Origin of the sequence: Stappia sediminis, from assembly GCF_009826895.1 — a bacterium.
Taxonomy (GTDB): Bacteria; Pseudomonadota; Alphaproteobacteria; order Rhizobiales; family Stappiaceae; genus Hongsoonwoonella; species Hongsoonwoonella sediminis.
Genome location: NZ_WUMV01000010.1, coordinates 126,738 through 148,714, shown reverse-complemented (window position 1 = coordinate 148,714; position 21,977 = coordinate 126,738). Strand labels below are relative to the sequence as shown.

Genomic DNA, 21,977 nt, shown 5'->3' with positions numbered 1-21,977 from the left:
GCATGAAACAAGATGTCATAACGCCGGCGGCAGTCCGGCGTCCTTCAATTGCCATTCTCGTTGCCGTTTCCGCCGTCAGTCCTCTGGCAATGAATATTTACCTGCCGTCGATGCCGAGGCTCGTGGACTATTTCGGCACGACGATGAGCGAAGTGCAGCTTACGCTGTCGCTATATCTTGCGGCCGTCGCGCTGGCGCAAATCGGTATCGGCCCGCTGTCTGACCGTTTCGGACGCCGCCCGGTGCTTTTGTGGGGGTTTGCTATATTCCTGGGCGGATCTTTGATCTGCGCGCTCACCCAGTCGATCTCGATCTTCCTTGCCGGGCGCATCCTGCAGGCGGCGGGCGGTTGCGTCGGCATTGTGCTCGGGCGCGCGATCGTGCGTGATCTCTTCGACCGCCGGCAGGCGGCGAGCATGATCGGCTACGTGACGATGGGCATGGCGGTAGCGCCGATGATCGGCCCGGCGATCGGCGGCGTTCTCGACCAGGCGTTCGGCGTGGAGGCGATCTCGTATTTCGTGATCGCCGTCGGTCTGCTCGTATCGCTCGCCGCATTCGTCAATCTGCATGAGACGAACCACTACCGGATGTCCGGTGGCGTTGGCGAATTGTTCAGGAATTTCGCGACGCTGCTGACACTTCCCGCCTTCTGGGCCTATGCGCTTACCGCCGCCTTCACGTCTATCGCGTTTTTCGCCTTCCTCGGCGGAGGGCCCTTCATCGCCTCCGAGCTGCTTGAAATGACGCCGTCCGAATACGGGTTCTATTTCATGCTTGTCGCGGCCGGATATATCGTCGGCAACTGGGTTTCGGGTCGCTACGCCTCGACCGCCGGCGTGTTGCGGATGATCACTGCCGGAAACCTGCTGCTCCTTGCCGCGATATCCGCGATCGCGATCTTCTTCGCGGTAGGCTTCATTCATCCGCTTTCGCTGTTCGGGCCGATCTTTTTCGTCGGCCTTGCAAACGGCATCTGCCTGCCGAGTTCGCTCGCCGGCGCCGTCAGCGTGCGTCCCGATCTCGCGGGCGCAGCGTCCGGCCTTGCGGGAAGCATGCAAATCGGCTTCGGCGCGATAGCTTCGGCGCTCGTCGGGTGGCTGCTTTCCGGCGTCCTTTGGCCAGGCACGATCTGGCCGCTTGTGCTTGTCATGGCGCTTGCTTCCATCGCGACGCTGATTTCAGGCTTCGCCACCAAGATCGCCGATCCGGACGGGTAGGTCATGGACCCATAAATATGGCCGGAATGGCGCTACAAACGGCAAAGAGATGCAAGGAGAAGCGCGCAGAGCGGGTTGGCCACCCGGTCAAGCGCTTCGACGAAGCAGGTCGAAGCCGTTTACGCGTCCTTTCAGGATATGGCGGATTTGCCCGGCAACATCGTTGCAAGCCTTTGAAAACCGGACGGTTTCCTGCAGGCTTGCGCAGAGCATATTCCGCCAAAACGGATTGCGTTTTAGCGACAAGAATATGCTCCAATATCAGGCTGGAGCGAATTCTTGACACGAAAGCGATTTCGCTTTCGTGGAAAGCGCTCCGGTATCCGACCAAATCCGCGCATACCATTTCAACCTTATTTATGAGTCCATGACCTGGGGCCGCAGCGTCAAGATGCGCCGTCGTTTAACCCGAACAGCCATGATAGGGTTCCGGTCGATGAGGTAACGCGCGAATCCGACACATGTTCCAGAGACGATTTTTGCTACCCAACCGCCGCGATCTCCTGAAGGGAGGAGCCGCGCTTTTGGCATGTTCGCGCCTTCCGAACGGCGCGATCGCATCCGAAGGGGAACCGCTGACGATCGAAGCGCGGGAAGGCACTGCCGAGCTTTGGGAAGAAGGCGGGCCGAAGGCCGATATCTGGGGCTACGAGGGCAGGGTGCCCGGCCCCGTGATCTGGATCCCGCAAGGCGAGACGCTGCCCTTACGCTTCGTGAACAGGCTGAAGCAGCCATCGACGATCCATTGGCATGGCATTCGCCTCGACAATGCCTACGACGGCGTGGCGGGGCTGACGCAAGAGGCTGTCGAGCCTGGTGAAAGCTTCGATTACCAGGTCAAGGCGCCGGACGCCGGCACCTACTGGTACCACCCGCATAACCGTTCGTGGGAGCAACTGGCACGCGGGCTTTACGGCGTGCTCATAGTGCAGGAGGCGGGGGCGAAAGCCTATGACCGCGAACTTCTGTTCGTCTTCGACGACTGGCGCCTGAACGAGGAGCGTCAGATCGACGAGGCGAGCTTCGGCAACCTGCATGACTGGAGCCACGCAGGCCGCCTCGGCAATGTGCTGACGACGAACGGCCTGCCGTATTTCAAGGAGCGTGCGCGACCCGGCGAAAGGCTTCGTGTGCGGGTTGTCAACACAGCGAATGCGCGGGTGCTTTCCTTCCGCTTCTCAAAACTGCGCCCACGGGTTATCGCCCTCGACGGGCAGCCGGTGGCGCCATATGAGCTGGCGGACGATACGCTCCTGATCGCGCCGTCGCAGCGCGCCGACCTGATTGTCGACGTGCCTCATGAAGGTGGCGTCTTCAAGGTGGACGAAGTTTCCGGAGCGCCTTTCGCCGCCGGTGAAATCGCGGCCGGAGGGCCGGTCATGCAGCGCGAAACGCCGCTGCCGGAGGATATCGCGCTTCCCGCCAATCCGCTCAACCGGTTCCTCTCGCTTGGCGATGCGCTCTCAGCCGATCTGCTGATGCAAGGTGGCGCGATGGGCGGCTTGAGCCAGGCGACGCTGCATGGCGAGACGAAAGACCTCAGGTCGCTTGCGCAGGAGGGCAAGGTCTGGGCGTTCAACGGCATCGTGGGGTCCCATCACGATCCGGCGCTCTTTTCGGTCGCGCGCGGTCGGACCGTGCGTATGCCGATGATGAACGACACGAGCTTTCCGCACGCCATGCATATTCACGGTCACCACTTCACGGTGCTTTCGCGAAACGGCGCGAAACCGACCCGCGAGGTCTGGCACGATACCGTGTTGATGGAACCAGGCGAGAAGGTTGAAATCGCTTTCGTCGCGGACAATCCGGGCAAATGGATGATCCATTGCCATATGCTGGAGCATCAGGCGGCAGGCATGACAGCCTGGTTCGAAGTAGCGTAAAAAACTGAAAAGAAAACAGAAACAATCATAACGATGGAAACGGCATGAACAGGCAGGAGCGCCGCGCACAACGCGCCGAGGGCAATCTCGACACGAAGGGTTTCCTTGACGTTGCTGGGAAATTCATCGACGTCGCTAACCGGGAAAACCGGAAGGTCCCGGCAACCGAACTTCAGATGGCGTTTCTCTGGGCGGCAGCCCGGTACAACGCGCATGTCGCCAAGGCCGTGGTGGAAGTGGAAAACCACGAGGAATTCGTCGAGCACATGGTGAAACAATATACGGAAATGCTGCGCCAGCATCTGGCGGATCCGGAATTGGGGTGAGGGTGTTGCGGCTGGCTAAAGCCGCTTCTCGACCGCGTAATTGTGGATCGGTATCCCGTCGATCTCGAAGTCGCGGCGGGCGGTTTTCGTGAATCCCTTTTTCAGAAAGAAACGAAGGGCGGCTTCGCTCGCCTCCAAATAAAGCCGTGTGATGCCGAGTTCGCGCGCTTTTTGCTCAAGTTCGTCGTAGAGAGCGGAGACCCGCCCGGTGCCCGCGACATCAGGATCGGCGTAGAGGAAGTGTATATGCCCATCGGGCTCAAGATCGGCAAACGCGACCGCGCGGTCTTCTTCGTCGGTCGCGACCAGCGTCAGGCGCCCGTCGCCCGTTATTTCGGCGAAACGTTCCGGCGAAGGGGCTAGCGCGGACCAGGCGAGGACCTGATCCGGCGAATAGTCCCGAGTGCCGATTTCCGTGACCGCGGCCCTGTAAATCGCGCTCAAGCGCGATGCGTCATCAGGCCTGTAGATGCGAATGAGCATCACGCCCTCAAAGCGTGCGCCGGCCGAACATATTGGACCGTGGGAAGCCGGTCGGCGGCAGGCGGCCCGCCTGCGCGCGGTCGCCGCGCCAGTCCGTCAGTTCCTCCAGGGAGCGGGTAAAGCTTCTGCCCGAGGAGTCCACCCAGGTGAGGCCTTCCGTCGCCTTGAAGACGACGGCATCCGAAATTTCGCCGTCGCGGTAGCGCTGGAGCCTTACGCCGCGCCCGCGTGACATTTCCGCGATCTGCGCCAGCGGGAAGACGAGGAGCTTGCGGTTCTGGCCTATCACCGCGACATGATCGCCATCGGCGGCAACGCAGATCTTGGCTTCCGCGGGGCCGGAAACGTTGAGCACCTGCTTGCCTTTGCGGGTGTTGGCGACGACATCGGATTCAGCAACGACAAAGCCGCGCGCTTCCGACGATGCAACGAGAAGCTTGCGTCCCGGCTTGTGGACGAAGCATTCGACGACGTCCTGGCCTTCCTCCATATCCACCATGAGGCGGATCGGTTCGCCATGGCCGCGCCCGCCCGGCAGCCGGTCCGCGGCGATGGTGAAGATCTTGCCGCCGGTGGAAAAGACGAGGATCTTGTCCGTCGTCTCTGCGAAGAAGGAAATCTTGAGCTCGTCGCCCTGCTTGAAGGCAAGGCTCGACAGGTCCTGCTGGTGGCCTTTGAGCGCGCGGATCCAGCCCTTTTCGGAAACGATGACGGTGATCGGTTCCCTCTCGATCATCGCCTGCTGGATGTCGCCCAGATCGTGCTCCGGTGCTTCCGCAAGGTCGGTGTGGCGGCGGCCAAGCTCGGTCTCGGGGCCGAAGGCCTTGCCGATTTCCGCGACTTCCTTGCCGATACGCGTCCACTGGCGCTGATCGGAGCCGAGAAGCTTGATAAGCTCATCCCGCTCTTCGGTGAGCTTCGCATGCTCCTTGCGAATTTCCATTTCCTCAAGCTTGCGCAAGCTCCTCAAGCGCATGTTGAGGATGGCTTCCGCCTGAACATCGGTCAGCTTGAAGGTACGGATAAGCTCCGCTTTCGGCTCGTCCTCCTCGCGGATGATGCGGATCACCTCGTCAAGGTTCAGATAGGCAATGAGATAGCCTTCCAGAACCTCAAGACGATGCTCGATCTGGGCGAGGCGGTGCTCGGAGCGGCGGACGAGGACTTCCTTGCGGTGCTCCAGCCATTCCTGCAGCGCGCGCTTCAGGCCCATTACGGTCGGCACGCGCCCGCGCGACAGCACGTTCATGTTGAGCGGGAAACGGCTTTCAAGGTCGGTGAGCTTGAAGAGCGATTCCATCATCAAGGCTGGGTCGACGTTCTTCGAGCGGGGCACGAGAACGACGCGCACATCCTCCGCCGACTCATCGCGAATATCGTCGAGAAGCGGTAGCTTGCGGGCCTGGAGAAGCTCGGCAATCTTCTCGATCAGGCGCGATTTCTGCACCTGATAGGGGATTTCGGTGACGACGATCTGCCATGTGCCGCGGCCAAGATCCTCAACATCCCACCTTGCGCGGACGCGAAAACCGCCGCGGCCCGTCTCATAGGCTTCAAGCAGGCTCGCCTGGTCTGAGACGAGAAGGCCGCCGGTGGGAAAATCCGGCCCCTTGACGAACTGAAGAAGCTCTGAGGTTTCCGCCCTCGGGTTCTTGATGAGGTAGAGCGCCGCATCGCAAAGCTCGGCCGCGTTGTGCGGCGGGATGGAGGTCGCCATGCCCACGGCAATGCCCGAAGAACCATTGGCGAGCAGGTTCGGGAAACCGGCGGGAAGGACGATCGGCTCTTTCTCTTCGCCGTCATAGGTTTCGCGGAAATCGACGGCGTTTTCGTCAAGACCGTCAAGCAGGCGCTTGGCGACATCGGTCAGCCGCGCTTCCGTGTAACGCATGGCGGCGGCGTTATCGCCGTCGATATTGCCGAAGTTGCCCTGACCGTCGACCAGCGGGTAACGCTGCGCGAAATCCTGCGCAAGGCGGACGAGGGCATCATAGACGGCCTGGTCGCCATGCGGGTGATACTTACCGATGACATCGCCGACGACGCGCGCACACTTCTTGAAGCCGGCGCCCGGATCGAGCCGCAAAAGGCGCATGGCGTAAAGCAGGCGGCGATGAACCGGCTTCAGCCCGTCGCGCACATCCGGCAGCGCGCGATGCATGATCGTCGACAGCGCGTAGGAGAGGTAACGCTCCTCCAGCGCCTCGCGCAGGTTGATCGGTTCGACGCCACCGGGCGGAATCAGCTCGTTTCCCATATGTTCCAGTTAACCGCAATGCCGCGGCGAATCAATTCGCCGGCCAATATCTGTGCACAGATTTTCGCGGAATTCAGCCGATTTTCCGGCGGTGTTGTCTGTCGGAACTGACATCGAATTGATTTTTGCACACAGCGGGCAGATGCCACTTTGGTCCTTAATTTGGAGGAGGTTCGATGAACCTGGAAAATATCGAGGTTTACTGCCCGCGCGGTGTTTCAAACTTGGGCCAATGGGAAATTGGCGGTCTGCAATTCAAGATCTACGGTCTTGTCGCTGAGGAAAAAACAATCGACGAGACTACCGTTTCATTCGCGCAGTCATTCGTGCGCGAGGAAGTCGTGCCGCTTGTGGAGGACGAAGGCGACGACAATGGCATGGGTTTTGTGATCATTCATCCAGGCGAGCTTGGAATTTCCATCGCGGCGCACTGGTGGATACAAGGCTCGGTGCTGTGTCAGCATATCTACCGCAAACAGTATTCCGCAAGCGAGCCTATGGACACGGTGAAACGGCCGGCAATCGCCTGTGTCTGGGAACTGGCCTTGATAAATGCCGAACAGGAAGCCTGGCGCAAGACGATGATGAACAGCCAGCCAAGCCCTTCGGCCTATATGGCCATTCGCGCCGATTTCGAGGCGGCGTAGTAGCATCACATATCACAACGCATCGCGCAGGACCGCCTGGATGAATCCCTCGCGCGCGGGCGAAGGTTCAAGCCCGCGCGGCTCCCACACATGGCGGTGCAGGAAAAAGCCGGTGAGGCGGAAGGCGGCTTGCAGCGATGGGGCATCGGCGGAGCGGGGCGTTCCTTCCTCGCTTTCCCGCAAGAAAGCAGGCAGCGCCAGCAGCTTGTCGTGATAGGGCTTCCCGGCTTCCCGGCTTACGGCGCGGCCCGATTTCGGCGAAACGTACACCAGATCGGCCTTCGCGCCGGTTGCCGCGCAGCGTGCCAGGTCAAGCCCGAAGCCAAGCTCGTTCAACATCTGCAGCTCAAGGCGGACGACGAGCGCGCCGACGATTTCCGGCGTATCCGCGTGTTCGAGAATAACCTCGAGAGCGTCGAACAGGGCGGGGTGGGGATCGCGCTCCGGCAGGAGGCGCAAGAGTGCCGCGACAGCCTGAATGCCGTAGATCCCCTCGGCCGATTGCATCAGGGACGCGGCGCGAAGGTGCGAAGGCTCCACGGTAAAATTGCCGAGATGACCGTCAAGCCGCGCACGCCAGACAAGGCCGACCTCATTTCCCGGCTGAAGTGTCGCTTGATGACGGCGGCTGCGCCCGCCGCGCACGAGGCCCAGATGCCGGCCCCGGTCACGGGTCATCACCTCGACGATGACGTCATGCTCGCCATGGCGGCGGCAACCGAGTATGACGCCTTGCCCCGTCCATTCCATCGTCCGGACCCGCCTCTCGCGCCCGTTTCCCGCGTTAGAGCATATCCCGCGAAATCTGAATCGGATTTCGCGACAAGGATATGCTCAAGATATTCATGCTGGAGCGAATTCTTGTCACGAAAGCGCTCTAGTGCGGAAACTCCAGCCCCATCTCGCGGTAGCGCTCGGGATCGTCGGCCCAGTTCTCGCGCACCTTCACAAAGAGGAAGAGGTGGACCGGCTGCTCCAGCATTTCGGAGATTTCCTCGCGCGCGGCCTGCGAGATCGCCTTAATCGTCTGGCCGCGCTTGCCGAGGACGATGCTCTTCTGGCTGTCGCGCTCCACGAAGATCGTTTGCTCGATCCTGACCGAACCGTCCTTGCGCTCCTGCCAGCTTTCCGTCTCCACCGTCGAAATATAGGGCAGTTCCTCATGTAGCCGCAGGAACAGCTTTTCGCGCGTGATTTCAGCCGCAAGCATGCGCAAGGGAAGGTCGGAAGCCTGATCTTCAGGGTAAAGCCATGGCCCATCCGGCACGTTTTCGGCGAAATATTCGACAAGATCCGAAACGCCGTCGCCATTGAGCGCCGAGACCATGAAGGTCCGTTCGAATTGCGTTCGGGCATTGATCAATTGGGCAAGCGCCAGCAGGCTGTCGCGCTTGACCGTGTCGATCTTGTTGAGGATCAGGATTTTCTTCAGCTTGATGTCGGCAAGCTTTTCGAGGATCTTCTCGTTCTGCTCGTCGAGCCCCTTGCGCGCATCGATCAGGAGCGCCACGACATCGGCATCCTTCGCTCCGCCCCAAGCGGTGTCCACCATGGCGCGGTCAAGCCGGCGCCTGGGACGGAAAATGCCCGGCGTATCCACGAAAACGATCTGCGAGGCGCCGTGCATGGCGATGCCGCGGATGATCGCGCGTGTCGTTTGCACCTTATGTGTGACGATGGACACCTTCGTGCCGACAAGCTGATTGAGAAGGGTCGATTTGCCGGCATTCGGCGCGCCGATCAGCGCCACGAAACCGGCCTTCGTCGGTCCGTCGCCGGCGTCGGCAGCCGAATTTTTGCCCGCCATGGGCTCTTCGTGGTTACTCACCGTCTCTGTTTCCTGTCCACACGCCTTCGTGCACGAGTGCCGCCTCGGCCGCGTTCTGCTCGGCAATGCGCTTCGAGCCGCCCACGCCGGACGCCTTCTCCACACCGTCAACATACACCGTCACGGTGAATTCCGGTGCATGATCCGGCCCGCCCCGGTTGGTGATCTTGTAGGACGGCGGTTCGAGACCGCGCCCTTGCGCCCATTCCTGAAGGCTCGTCTTGGCATCGCGCAACGGGCCCTTGAACTCCGTCATGCGCTTGCGCCAGAAGCGGTCGACGAACTCGGCCGCCGTCACATAGCCGGCGTCGAGATAGATTGCGGCAATAAGGGATTCGCAGACATCGGCCAGGATCGCCGTTTTCTTGCGTCCTCCGGTCTGCGCCTCGCCTTCGCCGACGCGAAGCGCCTCGCCTATATGAAGTTCGGATGCGACTTCCGCGCAGGTCTCGCGCTTCACAAGCTGGTTGAGGCGGCGGGCAAGCTCACCTTCCTCGGCATCGGGAAAGTCGGCATAAAGCATCGAGGAGATGGCGAGCCCGAGCACCCGGTCGCCCAGGAACTCCAGCCGCTGATAGCTTTGCGTGGCAATGCCGTCGCCGGAAACCGCCGAGGCATGGGTCAGCGCGCGTTCCAGAAGGTCGGGATCGCGAAAGCGATAGCCGATGCGCTCCTCCAGCGCCCGGTCGGTGCGGCGGGGGTTCATTTTGCATTCACTCCGAAGGTGTCGCGCCGGTCAAAGACCGCGGAAGATACGGTTCCAGCGAACCGTCCAGGGCCACTTCCAGACCATCCAGGCGGACGCGTCCTCGTCGATCGAGAAGAAGATTATCTCCGCGCGGCCGACGAAATTCTCGAACGGTACATAGCCCACGGCCGACAAAACGCGGCTGTCGGTGGAATTGTCCCGGTTGTCTCCCATCATGAAGAAGTGGCCGGGCGGCACCTTGTAAACGCGGGTATTGTCCCACGTCCCGCGCTGGGTCAGGTCCAGCGTATCGTAGGTTACGCCATTCGGCAGCGTCTCGCGGTATCGCGGCACGCGGCGCACGTTTCCGAAGGGATCGGTCTCGATGTAGTCGTCGATCCGCTCGCGCTTGATCGCCTCGCCGTTGATCTGCAGGACGCCGTCGATCATCTGGATCTCGTCGCCCGGCAGGCCGATCACGCGCTTTATGTAATCGGTGGAATTGTCCTTCGGCAGCTTGAAGACGGCGATGTCGCCGCGCTTGGGTTCTTCGGCCCACAAGCGGCCCTCAATGGGCGCCAGGCCGTAGGGGAAGGAATATTTGGAATAGCCGTAGCTGTATTTCGAGACGAAGAGATAATCTCCGATGAGGAGCGTATCCATCATCGAACCGGAGGGAATGTTGAAGGGCTGGAAGAAGAGCGTACGGACGACGAGCGCCAGGATCAGGGCCTGAACGATCACCTTGACGGTTTCGTACAGACCGCCTTCCTTTGCCTTCTTTTCTTCGGACACGCTCATTTCATCCTTCATCTTTCAATTCAGGGTCTCACCATCCGCGCATCCAGCCCCCGGCGCGAAAATGCCGTCCCAACAGAAATTAAGCTTAACGGCCGGATCGAGCCCGCCCCGGCCGCAGTCGCAAAAAACTTCTATCGGTTCGTCTGGTGCAACGCAACGAATAGCGCGGAACCATTCAGTCATTCCGTTCGTGAAGTGTTTCAAGGCTCGGCCAATCCGGCGGCCAGGCGGTAATGACGACGAAGGCCTGGGCGAGGGGAAAATCGTCCGTGATCGTCAGGTCGATCCTCGCGGAAAACCCGAAGGGAACCAACGATTCCAAACGCTTAAGCGCGCTTCCGCTCAATTCCATGGTCGGCTTGCCGGACGGCAGATTGACGACGCCCATCTCGCGCCACGCAACGCCCATGCGAATTCCGGTGCCGAGCGCTTTCGAACAGGCCTCCTTTGCCGCAAAGCGCTTTGCGTAGGATGCCGCACGCTCCGAACGCCGGTCGGACTTGGCTCTTTCGACTTCCGTGAAGACGCGATTCGTGAACCGCTCCCCGAATCGCGAGAGCGTTTTCTCGATGCGCCTGATGTCGATGAGGTCCGATCCGATGCCGACTATCATGTGAAATCCCGTCAGTCAGGCTGGTTGCGCCGGGCAATTGCGCGAATTTCGACGATGGCGTCTTCCGTCACGAAACCTGCGACTTCTATCGCGGTCCAGGCGGGGTAGGGTTCCGCCACGAGCTCCGCACGCACCTTTTTGAACGTTTCGAGGTGGTCGCGCAATCCCACGTGGTACGTGGTCATCTCGACAATGGAATCGAAACTCAAACCGGCCTCGCGCAGAACCAGGCCAACCTTGGCGAACGCCTGCCGGATCTGCATTTCGGTATCTTCCGGCATCGTGCCGTCCGTACCCGCCCCGGTGAAGCCGGTGAGAAAGAGGAAACCGTCTGCCTCAAGACCCGGCGACATGCGCCAATCGTCATAGTAGCTTTGAAGATCCTTCGGAACATGTGCTCTTTTGGTCAAAGGCGCCTCTTTCAAGCTCACGAATATACGAAGTGCCTGCGAGCCTTTCGGCGCACCACGCACCTTATTCGGCGGATGTCATGCGCTGGGGAAGCGAACGGCGCGCCGCAAGCCGCTGGCGCCGCCCTCGCTGATAGGCATGCACACTGTAGTAGACGATGAAATAAGACAGGACGCCGACGGCGATGCCGATCGGAATCGAGCCGACGAACATGGGCTTCAGAACCGGCCAGAGCGTATCCAGCGATTTCTCAAACAGCGTTTCGCCAAGCTCCCCTTTCAGCGCATTGCTCCTGAAATGCCGTGCCTCGCCGTGCAAAATCAAGGTGCCGAGCTTGTAGGTCGATGTCCAGATAAAGGGGAAGGTAAACGGGTTGCCGACCGCCGTCCCGAGGGCTGCCGCCAGCATATTGCCGCCGATGATGAAGGCGATGATGAAACTGAGGATGAAGTGAAAACCGATCAGCGGCGTGATCGATGCAAACGCACCGGCGGCGAAACCAAGCGCGATCGCATGGGGCGAGCCCGTCAGCCGCAGGATGCGCTTCGAAAAATACCTCAGGGAACGCGACCAGCTGTGGCGCGGCCAAACCGCCACCCTAAGGCGCTGCAACTGGTTCGGTTTCTGACGGCGTTGGAAGAGCATCTCGATCTATAGCGCAGATTATATTTGTCGTTGAGTGCTGCTTGGGTGTGATCCTATCAGGTCACGGGGCGGTAAATCTTGAGGCAATTATGCCGCAATCGGACCGGAGGCGGATTGCCAACAGATTTTTGGGCGCCCGAGCTGGTCTTCCTCATCGTCACGAGAGGCCCCGGCTGCCGGGCTTTACTGCCGGAATGGCGGCCAGTTCGGGCGGAAGATCATCCGCCGCATAAGCCGGCACCTTGAAATCGCAAAGCGAAATCAGCGGAGCGCCGGGATCCGCTTCGCCGGCGGAACGGTCAATCAGGCAGGCGACGGCCAGAACCGTCGCGCCCAGGGCCCTGAGCGCTTCCACCGTTTCGCGGCTCGACAGGCCCGTGGTCACGATATCCTCGACGATAACGACGCGCGCGCCCTTTTCCATCTCGAATCGGCGCAGGCGGAACTCGCCTTCCTCGCGCTCCACCCACATGGCGGGAACGCCAAGGTGGCGTGCCGTCTCATAGCCCGGAATAAGCCCGCCGAGCGCGGGCGAGATGACATAGTCGATGTCGCCCAGGCCGGCCGCGCGGATGCGATCGGCGAGCGCGCGGCAAAGCCGCTCCGTCTTGTCCGGATACATGAACACCCGTGCCTTCTGGATGAAAACGGGACTGCGCAAACCCGAAGAGAGGATGAAATGACCCTCGAGAATCGCGCCGGCCTCCCTGAATGCACTGAGAACCTCTTCCCGGGTCATGTTTCGCTCTCCTTCGTCATGGGATCAGCCGTTCACCCTTGCCACGCTGGAGACGTTCGAGCGCGCCCTGAGCTGGTTGATCACGCGATTGAGATGCTTGAGGTCCCATACCTCAAGATCGATGATCATCTCGTGAAAATCATGCGCGCGGCGCACCATTTTCAGGTTGTCGATATTGGCTTCCAGATCTGCGATCGTTCCGGCGATCGTGGCAAGCGATCCAGGCTCGTTGAGGGCGGCAACCACAATGCGCGCGGGAAAAAGCTCGCGCCGATCCGCCTCCAGATCCCAGCGCACGTCGAGCCAGCTTTCCGGCTCGTCCTCGAATTCCTTCAGCGCAGGCGACTGGATCGGATAGATCGTGATGCCCGTGCCTGGCGTCAGGATGCCGACGATGCGGTCCCCCGGCACCGCGCCGCCGTCCGGGGCGAAGCATACCGGAACGTCGCCTTGCAGGCCGCGTATCGGGATGGACGGACCGTCATTCGTGGCGACCGCACCTTCCGGCACGCGAAATTTCATGCCCGACCCGGCTTCGAGGTCGAACCAGCCGTCTTCGGTGGATGCCTGGGAAACGAGCGGGCGCGTATCGGTATGTCCGGGTTCGTGATCGGGATAGAGGGTGCCGAGAACCTCCGCCGCACGAATTTCGCCGCGGCCAACGGCGGCCAGCAGATCCAGAAGATTGTTCTGCCCCAGCGAACCGAGAACGGCGTTCAGGCTCTCGTCGCTCAACTCCCGCCCGGCGCGGTCAAACGCGCGCTCCAGAATATGCCGGCCGAGCGCGCCATACTGTTTGCGCGCGGATTCCCGCGTTGCGCGCCGAATCGCGGCTCTTGCCTTGCCCGTGACGGCAATCGATTCCCAAGCAGGCGGCGGAGTTTGCGCCTGACTGCGGATGATCTCCACCTCGTCGCCATTCCTGAGTTCGGTGACGAGCGGCATGATGTGGCCGTTGATCTTGGAGCCGACGCAGGTATTGCCAACGTCCGTGTGGACGGCATAGGCGAAGTCGATCGGCGTCGCGCCGCGCGGCAGGGCGATCAGCCGGCCCTTGGGCGTGAAGCAGAAGACCTGGTCGTGGAAAAGCTCAAGCTTGGTGTTCTCGAGAAATTCCTCGGGCGTATCGCCCTGCGACAGAAGATCGATCGTCCGCCGCAGCCACTCGTAGGCGCGGCTTTCCTCCTGGAGCTTGGCGATATTGCGTCCGCCGAATTCCCCATCCTTGTAAAGCGCGTGGGCGGCGATGCCGTATTCGGCGACGCGGTCCATGGCGAATGTGCGGATCTGCAGCTCGACGCGCTGCCGGCTTGGCCCGACGACGGTTGTGTGGAGCGAGCGGTAGTCGTTCTGCTTGGGGGTGGAGATATAATCCTTGAAACGGCCGGGCACCGTGGGCCAGGCGGTATGGATGACGCCGACGACCCGATAACAGGCCTCCACCGTGCCGACGACGATGCGGAAGCCATAGATATCCGACAACTGCTCGAAAGCGATCGATTTCGATTGCATCTTGCGGAAGATGGAATAGGGCCGTTTTTCCCGCCCCCTGACGATCGCCGCAATGCCGCGCTCGGCGAGGCGTTCGGTCAGATTGCTTTCGATATCTGCGATAAGGCCTTCGTTCTTTTGGCGAATTTGCGCAAGGCGCTCGGTAATCGTCTGGTATGCGTCGGGATTGAGGATGCTGAAGGAGAGATCTTCCAGCTCCTCGCGCATATCGTGCATGCCCATGCGTCCGGCGAGCGGGGCGTAGATTTCCATCGTCTCTTCGGCGATGCGCCCGCGCTTGTGCTCCGGCATGAACTGGAGCGTGCGCATGTTGTGCAGCCGGTCGGCCAGCTTGACCAGAAGGGCGCGCACGTCGTCGGCGATGGCAAGAAGGAGCTTGCGGAAGTTTTCCGCCTGTTTCGCCTTTTTGGATACGAGGTCCAGGCGCTTGATCTTCGTCAGACCTTCGACAAGGCTGCCGATTTCTTCACCGAACAGCTTGTCGATCTCCGCGCGGGTGGCGTCGGTGTCCTCGATCGTGTCATGCAACAGCGCGACGGCGATCGTCGCCTCGTCGAGGCGCAGGTCCGTCAAAATGGCGGCAACTTCCAGGGGGTGGGAAAAATAGGGGTCGCCCGAGGCACGCGTCTGGCTGCCATGTTTTTGCATGGCATAGACATACGCCTTGTTGAGCAGTGCCTCGTCGGCGTTGGGATTGTAGCGTTGAACCCGTTCTACGAGTTCGTATTGGCGCATCATGGCCGTAACCGATCACGGCATATGGAAGCGCCGCAGGGCGCCGGTCCGGACGGCGAGACGCGCGGCAATCTTGCGCTCACGCCCATCCGGACATTCTCTTGATCTTCAGATGTCGTCGGAACGCTCCGGCGGGACGAGGCCCTCCAGCCCGCGCAGCAGATCTTCTTCCGACATCCTGTCGAATTCGATGTCGGTGTCGTCGACCTGATTGACCTCTGTGCCGCCTTGCGACTGGCTGGGCACCATCGGCACGGCATCCGGCTCCGGCTCGTCGACCTCGACATACTTCTGCAGCGAGTGGATGAGGTCTTCCTTGAGGTCCTCGGGGTTGACCGTCTGTTCGGCCACTTCGCGCAGTGCGACGACCGGATTCTTGTCGTTGTCACGATCGACGGTCAGCGGAGAGCCACTGGAAATCATCCGCGCCCGATGGCTCGCAAGAAGTACCAGTTCGAAGCGATTCTCGACCTTGTCGATGCAATCTTCGACTGTTACGCGCGCCATGCATCATCTCCATATCATCTTGGGGAATTCGAATGTGGACACATAATGCGTGTGGGAGACGAACGCAAGCCTCGCGTGGCAAGAGGATAAAGTCTGATATGTCAAGGCTGTCTGGAAATAACGCTCCATAAACATGCATTTATCGTATGAATTACTAGCGGTAAATCGCCTCAGTCCGGTTGCGGGCCCTGGAATTATCGTGTACGCACGTGGTCGGCGGTCACGTTTTAGTAGAACGCCTAAAAACCAAGAACAATGAGGTCTACCTGCTCGGTAACACCTCGTAGGGCACAGGCACGGATCCGCGATGCGGATGAATTGCAAGACGCAGGGCAAATATCGGAAAGACTTCGCGACAGTGAAAAATTTGCAGACCCATCGGGCCTATATTTCAAAACGTGAAGTCTACTTCCAATCGTAAATCAATAGACGCGTCTTGTATTCCAGAGAAAGGCTTTTCCAGAATGTTCGACCCACGCGAAAAGATTGCTCTTTTTATCGATGGAGCAAATCTTTACTCTACTGCAAAAGCGATCGGTTTTGATATCGATTACAAGCGGCTTTTGAAGGAGTTTCAATCTACCGGCTATCTTCTTAGGGCATATTATTATACGGCATTGATCGAAGACAGCGAATATTCTTCCATTCGCCCCCTGATCGACTGGCTGGACTACAATGGCTACAAGGTCGTCACGAAACCAGTGAAGGAGTTCGTCGACTCCAGCGGCCGCCGTAAGGTCAAGGGCAACATGGACATCGAGCTCGCGGTCGATGCCATGGAAATCGTCGAAAACGTCGATCACATTGTGCTGTTTTCCGGCGACGGGGATTTCCGTTCCCTCGTCGAGGCTCTGCAGCGCAAGGGACGCAAGGTAAGCGTGGTGTCCACGTTGCAGACGCAGCCGCCCATGATCGCGGACGACCTGCGCCGGCAGGCCGATCACTTCATCGATCTGGCCGCTCTTGCCAACAAGATCGGCAGGGACCCGTCCGAACGCACGCCGCGCACACCCGTAGCGGACGATGACGACGACGATTATTGATCCTCCGGCTACGATGCTTTCAGCGGATCCCGAACGCGACTGCCCGGCTTGTCCGCGGCTGGTCGCGTTTCGCGAATTGCACAGGGAGCGCGAGCCGGATTGGTTCAACGCGCCGGTACCGACCTTTTCTGGCGGAACGCCGCGACTTTTGATCATCGGGCTCGCACCGGGCCTGAGAGGGGCGAACCGGACGGGGCGCCCCTTCACCGGCGATTATGCGGGTGATCTGCTCTACCAGACAATGATCGACTTCGGTTTCGCGCGCGGCACGTACCACGCGCGGCCCGATGACGGCCTGGAACTGGTGGATGCGGCGATTACCAATGCCGTTAGGTGCGTTCCGCCCGAAAACAAGCCGGTCGGCGCGGAAATACGAAACTGTCTTCCGTTTCTCGGCGAAACCATTCGCCAGGAGAGCGGGCTTGTCGCCTTGATGGCGCTTGGCCGCATTGCCCATGACGCGACGCTTTCGGCATTGGGCGCCCGCCGCGCGGCGCATCCCTTCTCGCACGGGGGCGAGCATGAGCCCGCACCGGGACTGAAGCTGTTCGACAGTTATCATTGCTCGCGCTACAACACGAATACCGGCCGCCTGACGCCGGAAATGTTCCGCGATGTGTTTCGCAAGATCAGGGCGCATGTGGACGCGGTGACCTGAGTTTGGGTCCCGCGCCTATTCGTCGTCGTCGCCCGTTTCGCGCCAGCCGCGCGCGCCAAGGTGTTGCTGAGGGCGGAAGCGCGCCTTGTAGGCCATTTTCGGCGATCCGTTGACCCAGTAGCCGAGATAGACATACGGCAGGCCAAGCGTGCGTGCTCGCTCCACATGGTCGAGGATCATGAAGGTGCCGGGGCTGATGCCTTCGACATCCGGATCGAAGAAGGAATAGACCATCGACAGGCCGTCGCTCAGCCGGTCGGTCAGCGCCACGCCGAGAAGGGGCCCGTCGCCCCGTCCGGTAATGAAGGTGTCCGGCCCGCGCTTGCGGTATTCGATCACCATGGTGTCGACATGCGTATCCTCCACCATCATCGCATAGTCGAGCACGGTCATGTCGGACATGCCGCCGTGGGTGTGGCGGTCGTCGAGGTAGCGGCGGAACAGGTCGTATTGTTCTGATGAAGGTGCGGCCGGGAGAACGTCGCCCACGATATCGGAGCATCTTCGCATTTCACGCCTGAAAGATTTCGTCCAGTCGAAACGGTCCACCATAATGCGCACCGACACGCAGGCCCTGCAGTTCTCGCAGGCCGGGCGATAGGCGATGTTCTGGCTTCGCCGGAAGCCGCCTTGCGAGAGAATGTCATTCAGCGCCGGCGCATGCGGGCCGACAAGGTGGGTGAACACCTTGCGCTCCTGCCGGCCCTCCAGATAGGGACAGGGTGAAGGGGCCGTCAGGTAAAACTGCGGTGTATCGGTCGAATGCCGCGTCACTTTCTGCCTCCGACATTGTTCTCCGACAGCATCATGACGTTACGTAGGTGAACCGTTCCAGGAGCATTTTCAAGACAAACCATAATACATCGGGGCGGATAAAGTGAATGTCATCCAAAGGAGCAGTGCCAGCGGAATGCCGGCGACAATGAAATCGGAAAAACGGTAGTGCCCCGGCCCCATGACGATCAGGTTGGTCTGATAACCGATCGGCGTCGCGAACGAGCAGTTCGCGGCGAAGATCACGCATACCACGAACGCTTCGGGCGGCATCCCGATCTGATTGGCCATGCGCACCGCGATCGGCGTGAAGAGCACGGCGGCGGCATTGTTGGAAAGCACGTTCGTCAGCAGCATGACGAGCATGAAAAGGCCCGACAGATAGACCGCGGGCGGCTGGCCTTCCATGAGGGCGACAAGCCCGTTGGCGATGAAGGCTGCTCCTTGCGTGGCTTCCAGGGCGGTTGCCGCGGCGATCGAGGCGCCGATCAGCATGAAGATGCGGCTGTCGATCGCGCGCAACGCCTGTCGTACGTTGAGGCAGCCGGTCACGATCATCGCGAATGTGCCGGCAAGGGCGGCGGATACGATCGGCACAAAGCCACTGGCCGCCATGGCGACCATGACGATGAAGATCGCAAGAGCCGTGGGCGCATGCCGGCGCTTGGGAAGTTCCGTTGCCGACCAGTCCAGCAGAAGAACGTCGCGATTGCCGCGCAGGCGTTTGATCTCATCCCTCGTGCCGGCGACCAGAAGCACATCGCCGGCCTCAAGTCGGATATCGTTCATCGCCATGCGGGGCATGCGCGACCGGCGCTGGATGCCCATCACCACGCAGCCCGTCATGGTGTGGAAGCCAGTCTGGGCGAGGGTGCGTGAAATCAGTCGTGAGGCAGGGGCGACCACCACTTCGGCAAGCGTGAGCGAGCCCGCCGATGCTTGCGAGGAAGCTTCCTGATCGCTGCTCTCCGTCGCCATGAGCGGATTGCGCCGTGAAAGCGCCTGGGTCAGCGCGGTGCGCGTCGCGGCGACGATGACGGTGTCGCCCGGCGAGAGCGTGACGTTTTCGAAAGGAGGGAGGATCGGCCGCTCGCCGCGCTGGACGAGGCGGACGGTCATGTCCTTGAGTTCCGGAAAAAGGCCTGAGACGGCCGTCGCCCCGACGAGGGGGTGTCCATGCGTGATGTTTATCTGGGCTATGAACTGCTTGCCGGATGCGCCCGCGAGTTCGTCGGCCATGGTTTTGCGCGGACGCAGGAGAAACGGCATGACGAGCAGCACGTAGACCGCGCCGACGCCCGCGAGCAGCATCCCGAGCGGCGTGAAGCTGAAGAAGGTCAGGTGAACGTCGCTTGTCTGGCGCGCGACGTTTGCGACCAGAAGGTTCGTAGACGAACCGATCAGCGTCATCATGCCGCCGAGGATGGCAATGAACGACAGCGGCATCAGATAGCGCGATGACGAAGTGCCCTGCGCCACCGCGACGGCGGAGAGGATCGGCAGGAACATCACCACCACGGGCGTATTGTTCAAAAACGCGCTGATGACGGCAACCGCGAGCAGGATCGGGCCGCCCGCGAGCCAGGGTTTGCGTCGGCTTACGCGCACGATGAACTGGGCGGGCTTTTCCAGGGCGTCCGTCTGAAACAGTCCCTGGCCGACGACGAGAAGCGCAATGACCGTCAGGAGCGCCGGGTTGGAAAAGCCGGCCAGAAGGCTGTCGACGCCGACCGGGCCGGAGGGCGTTTCCACCTGAAACAGTGCAAATATGGCAATCAGCGCCACGACCGAACCGAGTGCGATCAGTTCGATGGCGACGCGTTCGAATGCATAAAGGACGATCGTCGCCGAGATGACGATCATCGTAAGGACCATGGGTAGGTCGGCGTAGTCCATGCGTCGGCCTTGTCCCTTTCACGTTCCGGCTCTTCGTGGCCGGCTCTTCGCTGACAGGCTAAGGCTTTATTCGCTCAAGGTCGACGGATTCAATCGCCGCGTGAGGTTTGCGATTGTGGATGGATTTGCGTTTTTTGGCTGAAGCGTGAAAAAGCAATTCTCATATCGCCACGGAATTCCGGTCCGAGTTGATGACGACCGTGCCCAGAATCAGGTCGTGAAGCAGGCGCTTGCGGTCGCTCAAAAGCGAGAAGACAAGCACCAGCGGCGTCAGAACGGTGACGGAAAACCAGAACAAAAGCGAATGCATGGCGGCGAGCAGCGGATAGGGCCTTTCGCCGTGCCACAGCCGCATTTCAAGCCCCATGGCGCGCATTCCAGGCGTTGCGGCGTTGGGCCCGCCAAGGGTAAAGGCGGCATAGGCGAGTGCCACCGTCTGCCACAGGATGGCGTAGAGCAGAAATCCAAGGCCGAACGTGAAAATTCCGAGGAAGAAGACGAGAATTCCGAAAAATACGGTCAGGACCGCGATCGCGATCACGTCGATGAAGAAGGCGAATATGCGCCGCGTGCGCACACCTTCGAACAGTGCAGGATGGCTTAGCGGGTCATATCTATCGACACGGGGCGCCGGTATATCGATGGTCATTTCCTGCGTTCTTTCTCTTTATCGGCAAATTTGGCATTCGCAATTTTTACATAGGCATTGACCGTCGGAGTTTCAATTTGTCCCGGTTGACAAGCGACCCCTTTCCCGTCGTGATTTCCTGTGTGGGAACGTGTTGAAATCGCGCGACTTCTTGGCGGCCAAATATTTGTTCGGTATGGGTGCCGTTTTTTCTTGCTAACTCCTGATTTTTGACAAGAAATCATGGTTTCATTTTGTGGTTCGGCTTCGGCGTGCCGCATGAAGCGCCGTGAGGGCATACGCATGTCGCGTCTGGAGTCCCGCCCGGACAACGTTTCGTTCGATTGCGAGGATGGTGAAAGCGTGCTGAGCGCCGCGCTGCGCGCGGGCCTGCCGATGGCCAACGCGTGCGGCGGCATTGCGAAGTGCTCCACCTGCCGGATCTGGATCTTGAACGGAGGCGAGAACTGCCCGGAGCGCGAAGGCGCCGAAAGCGACCTTGCCGGCAAGCTGGGATTCGCCGCCCGTATCAGGCTTGCCTGCCAGCTTCGCCCTTCAGGCGATGTCACGTTTCGACGCCTCGTTCTGGACGAGATGGACGCCGTCGTCGCCAGCCAGCTCTACCGCAAGCAGCCGTCGCAGACCGGGGAGTTGAAAAAGGTCGCGGTCTTCTTCAGCGATATCGTCGACTTCACCGGACATTGCGAGGAAATCACGCCTTACGACCTGATGTTCCTGCTAAACCGCTATTTTGCGCAAGCCGGTGAGATCATCGAGGCGAACGGCGGTCACGTCAGCCTATGCATCGGCGACGGCATGATGGCGCTCTTCGGCGCGGACGGAGATAAGGATGCGCCGCTGTGCGCCGTCAATGCAGCCCTGGAAACGCTGGAATGGATCGACCGCGCCAAGCCTTTCGTCAGCACCATGTTCAACGCCGACCTCGAAATCAGGATCGGCCTTCACTACGGCGAGGCGATCGTCGGCACGGTCGGATGTCCGGGTGCGGAAAGGCTGACGGCGGTCGGCCCGGTGGTCAATCTGGCGAGCCGCATCGAGGAGGCCAACAAGGAGGCGGGAACGCGGCTGCTCGTCTCCAAGCCGCTGTTCGATCTTGTCCGTGACAAGGTGATCGAAAAGGACTTTCTGCGCGTGCGCCTGCGCGGCGCGAGCGAACGCATCACCCTTTACGAAATCGGCGGGCTCACGGAGGAGGCGGCAAGGGAGGTTTCGGTAAGGAAACTAAACGGTGCCAGCCGCTATGCGGGCCGCCACTGGCGCCGCATCGGTCCGGCCGCCGAAATCCCTCCAGGGGGCAAGCGGATCGTGGAATTCGATGATTGCGACATAGTCGTCTTTCATTCCGATGAGGGCTATTTCGCCTTCAACAACGCGTGCCCGCACCTCAAGCTGCCGTTTTTCGACCGGGCGGGAGAAACCGTCCACCCCCTGCGCCCGCCGGAGATCGCGATCAAGCGCGACGGGCGGCTTCACTGCCGCTGGCACCACGCCTGTTTCGACATCAGGAGCGGCGCGATCCTCAACTGGTGCACGAACCTGCGGGCGGACGGAACCACCGCGGAACATGAGGAAATCGGCGACGTTTCCAAGAACCGGACGCCACTGCAGCCGCTTGCCTGCCGGGTGCAGGACGGCGACGTCTGGGTTTCGGTGGATTGA

Annotated in this window: 22 protein-coding genes; 7 read left to right on the top strand and 15 right to left on the bottom strand. The window is 60.6% G+C overall.

The window, feature by feature from the left end; genetic code table 11:
* Positions 1-2: 2 nt before the first annotated feature.
* The 3 genes from GR183_RS20850 to GR183_RS20840 all read left to right on the top strand — a co-directional run bounded on the left by GR183_RS20850 (position 3) and on the right by GR183_RS20840 (position 3,432).
* Positions 3-1,220 (top strand): multidrug effflux MFS transporter, encoded by a 1,218-nt coding sequence (locus GR183_RS20850; protein ID WP_160777612.1) that lies wholly within the window; start codon positions 3-5, stop codon positions 1,218-1,220.
* Between the two features lie 524 nt (positions 1,221-1,744).
* Positions 1,745-3,106 (top strand): multicopper oxidase family protein, encoded by a 1,362-nt coding sequence (locus GR183_RS20845; protein ID WP_202396221.1) that lies wholly within the window; start codon positions 1,745-1,747, stop codon positions 3,104-3,106.
* A gap of 44 nt (positions 3,107-3,150) precedes the next feature.
* Positions 3,151-3,432, top strand: coding sequence for a DUF3144 domain-containing protein (locus GR183_RS20840; RefSeq protein ID WP_160777610.1), 282 nt, complete (start codon positions 3,151-3,153; stop codon positions 3,430-3,432).
* Between the two features lie 15 nt (positions 3,433-3,447).
* Here GR183_RS20840 and GR183_RS20835 read toward each other — a convergent pair whose 3' ends face one another.
* Complete coding sequence (locus GR183_RS20835) at positions 3,448-3,915, bottom strand: GNAT family N-acetyltransferase (protein ID WP_160777609.1); 468 nt, start codon at positions 3,913-3,915, stop codon at positions 3,448-3,450.
* Between the two features lie 7 nt (positions 3,916-3,922).
* Entirely contained in the window at positions 3,923-6,172 is a 2,250-nt protein-coding gene (gene parC / locus GR183_RS20830) for a DNA topoisomerase IV subunit A (protein ID WP_160777608.1), read from the bottom strand.
* Between the two features lie 176 nt (positions 6,173-6,348).
* Between parC and GR183_RS21715 the strand changes: the two genes are divergently transcribed.
* Entirely contained in the window at positions 6,349-6,819 is a 471-nt protein-coding gene (locus tag GR183_RS21715) for a hypothetical protein (protein ID WP_202396220.1), read from the top strand.
* A gap of 12 nt (positions 6,820-6,831) precedes the next feature.
* Here the strand turns inward: GR183_RS21715 and recO are convergent, their stop codons facing one another.
* The 10 genes from recO to rpoZ all read right to left on the bottom strand — a co-directional run bounded on the left by recO (position 6,832) and on the right by rpoZ (position 15,298).
* Positions 6,832-7,569 (bottom strand): DNA repair protein RecO, encoded by a 738-nt coding sequence (gene recO / locus GR183_RS20820; protein WP_160777607.1) that lies wholly within the window; start codon positions 7,567-7,569, stop codon positions 6,832-6,834.
* Between the two features lie 127 nt (positions 7,570-7,696).
* Complete coding sequence (gene era, locus GR183_RS20815; RefSeq protein WP_376765786.1) at positions 7,697-8,647, bottom strand: GTPase Era; 951 nt, start codon at positions 8,645-8,647, stop codon at positions 7,697-7,699.
* Entirely contained in the window at positions 8,640-9,353 is a 714-nt protein-coding gene (rnc, locus tag GR183_RS20810) for a ribonuclease III (protein WP_160777605.1), read from the bottom strand. The genes era and rnc overlap by 8 nt, the downstream gene beginning before the upstream one ends.
* A 30-nt stretch (positions 9,354-9,383) precedes the next feature.
* Positions 9,384-10,136, bottom strand: coding sequence for a signal peptidase I (lepB, locus tag GR183_RS20805; protein WP_160777604.1), 753 nt, complete (start codon positions 10,134-10,136; stop codon positions 9,384-9,386).
* A gap of 175 nt (positions 10,137-10,311) precedes the next feature.
* The gene (acpS, locus tag GR183_RS20800) at positions 10,312-10,749 is read right to left on the bottom strand and encodes a holo-ACP synthase (protein ID WP_160777603.1); all 438 of its coding nucleotides are present in this window, start codon (positions 10,747-10,749) and stop codon (positions 10,312-10,314) included.
* 11 nt (positions 10,750-10,760) lie between these two features.
* Positions 10,761-11,159, bottom strand: a complete 399-nt coding sequence (locus GR183_RS20795) for a RidA family protein (RefSeq protein WP_208999946.1) — start codon at positions 11,157-11,159, stop codon at positions 10,761-10,763.
* A 64-nt stretch (positions 11,160-11,223) separates the two neighbouring features.
* Complete coding sequence (locus GR183_RS20790) at positions 11,224-11,772, bottom strand: DUF2062 domain-containing protein (protein ID WP_312846869.1); 549 nt, start codon at positions 11,770-11,772, stop codon at positions 11,224-11,226.
* Between the two features lie 190 nt (positions 11,773-11,962).
* Entirely contained in the window at positions 11,963-12,544 is a 582-nt protein-coding gene (pyrE, locus tag GR183_RS20785; RefSeq protein WP_160777601.1) for an orotate phosphoribosyltransferase, read from the bottom strand.
* A gap of 24 nt (positions 12,545-12,568) precedes the next feature.
* Entirely contained in the window at positions 12,569-14,794 is a 2,226-nt protein-coding gene (locus GR183_RS20780; protein ID WP_160777600.1) for a RelA/SpoT family protein, read from the bottom strand.
* Positions 14,795-14,899: 105 nt separating this feature from the next.
* Entirely contained in the window at positions 14,900-15,298 is a 399-nt protein-coding gene (gene rpoZ / locus GR183_RS20775; protein ID WP_160777599.1) for a DNA-directed RNA polymerase subunit omega, read from the bottom strand.
* A 464-nt stretch (positions 15,299-15,762) separates the two neighbouring features.
* On the opposite strand from rpoZ, the gene GR183_RS20770 reads away from it, so the two are divergent.
* Together GR183_RS20770 and GR183_RS20765 are read left to right on the top strand one after the other, a co-directional pair.
* A complete protein-coding gene (locus GR183_RS20770) occupies positions 15,763-16,341 on the top strand; it encodes a LabA-like NYN domain-containing protein (RefSeq protein ID WP_160777709.1) in 579 nt (192 codons plus the stop codon).
* Positions 16,322-16,999, top strand: coding sequence for a uracil-DNA glycosylase (locus GR183_RS20765; RefSeq protein WP_160777598.1), 678 nt, complete (start codon positions 16,322-16,324; stop codon positions 16,997-16,999). Before GR183_RS20770 ends, GR183_RS20765 begins: the two co-directional genes overlap by 20 nt.
* Positions 17,000-17,014: 15 nt before the next feature.
* Here the strand turns inward: GR183_RS20765 and GR183_RS20760 are convergent, their stop codons facing one another.
* From GR183_RS20760 to GR183_RS20750, 3 genes are all read right to left on the bottom strand, one after another.
* Entirely contained in the window at positions 17,015-17,773 is a 759-nt protein-coding gene (locus GR183_RS20760; protein WP_160777597.1) for an arginyltransferase, read from the bottom strand.
* A gap of 69 nt (positions 17,774-17,842) precedes the next feature.
* A complete protein-coding gene (locus tag GR183_RS20755; protein ID WP_160777596.1) occupies positions 17,843-19,669 on the bottom strand; it encodes an SLC13 family permease in 1,827 nt (608 codons plus the stop codon).
* A gap of 160 nt (positions 19,670-19,829) precedes the next feature.
* Complete coding sequence (locus GR183_RS20750) at positions 19,830-20,318, bottom strand: RDD family protein (RefSeq protein WP_160777595.1); 489 nt, start codon at positions 20,316-20,318, stop codon at positions 19,830-19,832.
* Between the two features lie 258 nt (positions 20,319-20,576).
* On the opposite strand from GR183_RS20750, the gene GR183_RS20745 reads away from it, so the two are divergent.
* Positions 20,577-21,977, top strand: coding sequence for an adenylate/guanylate cyclase domain-containing protein (locus tag GR183_RS20745; protein ID WP_160777594.1), 1,401 nt, complete (start codon positions 20,577-20,579; stop codon positions 21,975-21,977).

Excerpts from the sequence above, each read along its gene's own strand:
- GR183_RS20850 (WP_160777612.1), top strand. The coding sequence starts at position 3 with ATGAAACAAGATGTCATAACGCCGGCGGCAGTCCGGCGTCCTTCAATT.
- GR183_RS20840 (WP_160777610.1), top strand. The coding sequence starts at position 3,151 with ATGAACAGGCAGGAGCGCCGCGCACAACGCGCCGAGGGCAATCTCGAC.
- GR183_RS20835 (WP_160777609.1), bottom strand. The coding sequence starts at position 3,915 with ATGCTCATTCGCATCTACAGGCCTGATGACGCATCGCGCTTGAGCGCG.
- parC (WP_160777608.1), bottom strand. The coding sequence starts at position 6,172 with ATGGGAAACGAGCTGATTCCGCCCGGTGGCGTCGAACCGATCAACCTG.
- GR183_RS21715 (WP_202396220.1), top strand. The coding sequence starts at position 6,349 with ATGAACCTGGAAAATATCGAGGTTTACTGCCCGCGCGGTGTTTCAAAC.
- recO (WP_160777607.1), bottom strand. The coding sequence starts at position 7,569 with ATGGAATGGACGGGGCAAGGCGTCATACTCGGTTGCCGCCGCCATGGC.
- rnc (WP_160777605.1), bottom strand. The coding sequence starts at position 9,353 with ATGAACCCCCGCCGCACCGACCGGGCGCTGGAGGAGCGCATCGGCTAT.
- lepB (WP_160777604.1), bottom strand. The coding sequence starts at position 10,136 with ATGAGCGTGTCCGAAGAAAAGAAGGCAAAGGAAGGCGGTCTGTACGAA.
- acpS (WP_160777603.1), bottom strand. The coding sequence starts at position 10,749 with ATGATAGTCGGCATCGGATCGGACCTCATCGACATCAGGCGCATCGAG.
- pyrE (WP_160777601.1), bottom strand. The coding sequence starts at position 12,544 with ATGACCCGGGAAGAGGTTCTCAGTGCATTCAGGGAGGCCGGCGCGATT.
- GR183_RS20780 (WP_160777600.1), bottom strand. The coding sequence starts at position 14,794 with ATGATGCGCCAATACGAACTCGTAGAACGGGTTCAACGCTACAATCCC.
- rpoZ (WP_160777599.1), bottom strand. The coding sequence starts at position 15,298 with ATGGCGCGCGTAACAGTCGAAGATTGCATCGACAAGGTCGAGAATCGC.
- GR183_RS20770 (WP_160777709.1), top strand. The coding sequence starts at position 15,763 with ATGTTCGACCCACGCGAAAAGATTGCTCTTTTTATCGATGGAGCAAAT.
- GR183_RS20765 (WP_160777598.1), top strand. The coding sequence starts at position 16,322 with ATGACGACGACGATTATTGATCCTCCGGCTACGATGCTTTCAGCGGAT.
- GR183_RS20755 (WP_160777596.1), bottom strand. The coding sequence starts at position 19,669 with ATGGACTACGCCGACCTACCCATGGTCCTTACGATGATCGTCATCTCG.
- GR183_RS20750 (WP_160777595.1), bottom strand. The coding sequence starts at position 20,318 with ATGACCATCGATATACCGGCGCCCCGTGTCGATAGATATGACCCGCTA.
- GR183_RS20745 (WP_160777594.1), top strand. The coding sequence starts at position 20,577 with ATGAAGCGCCGTGAGGGCATACGCATGTCGCGTCTGGAGTCCCGCCCG.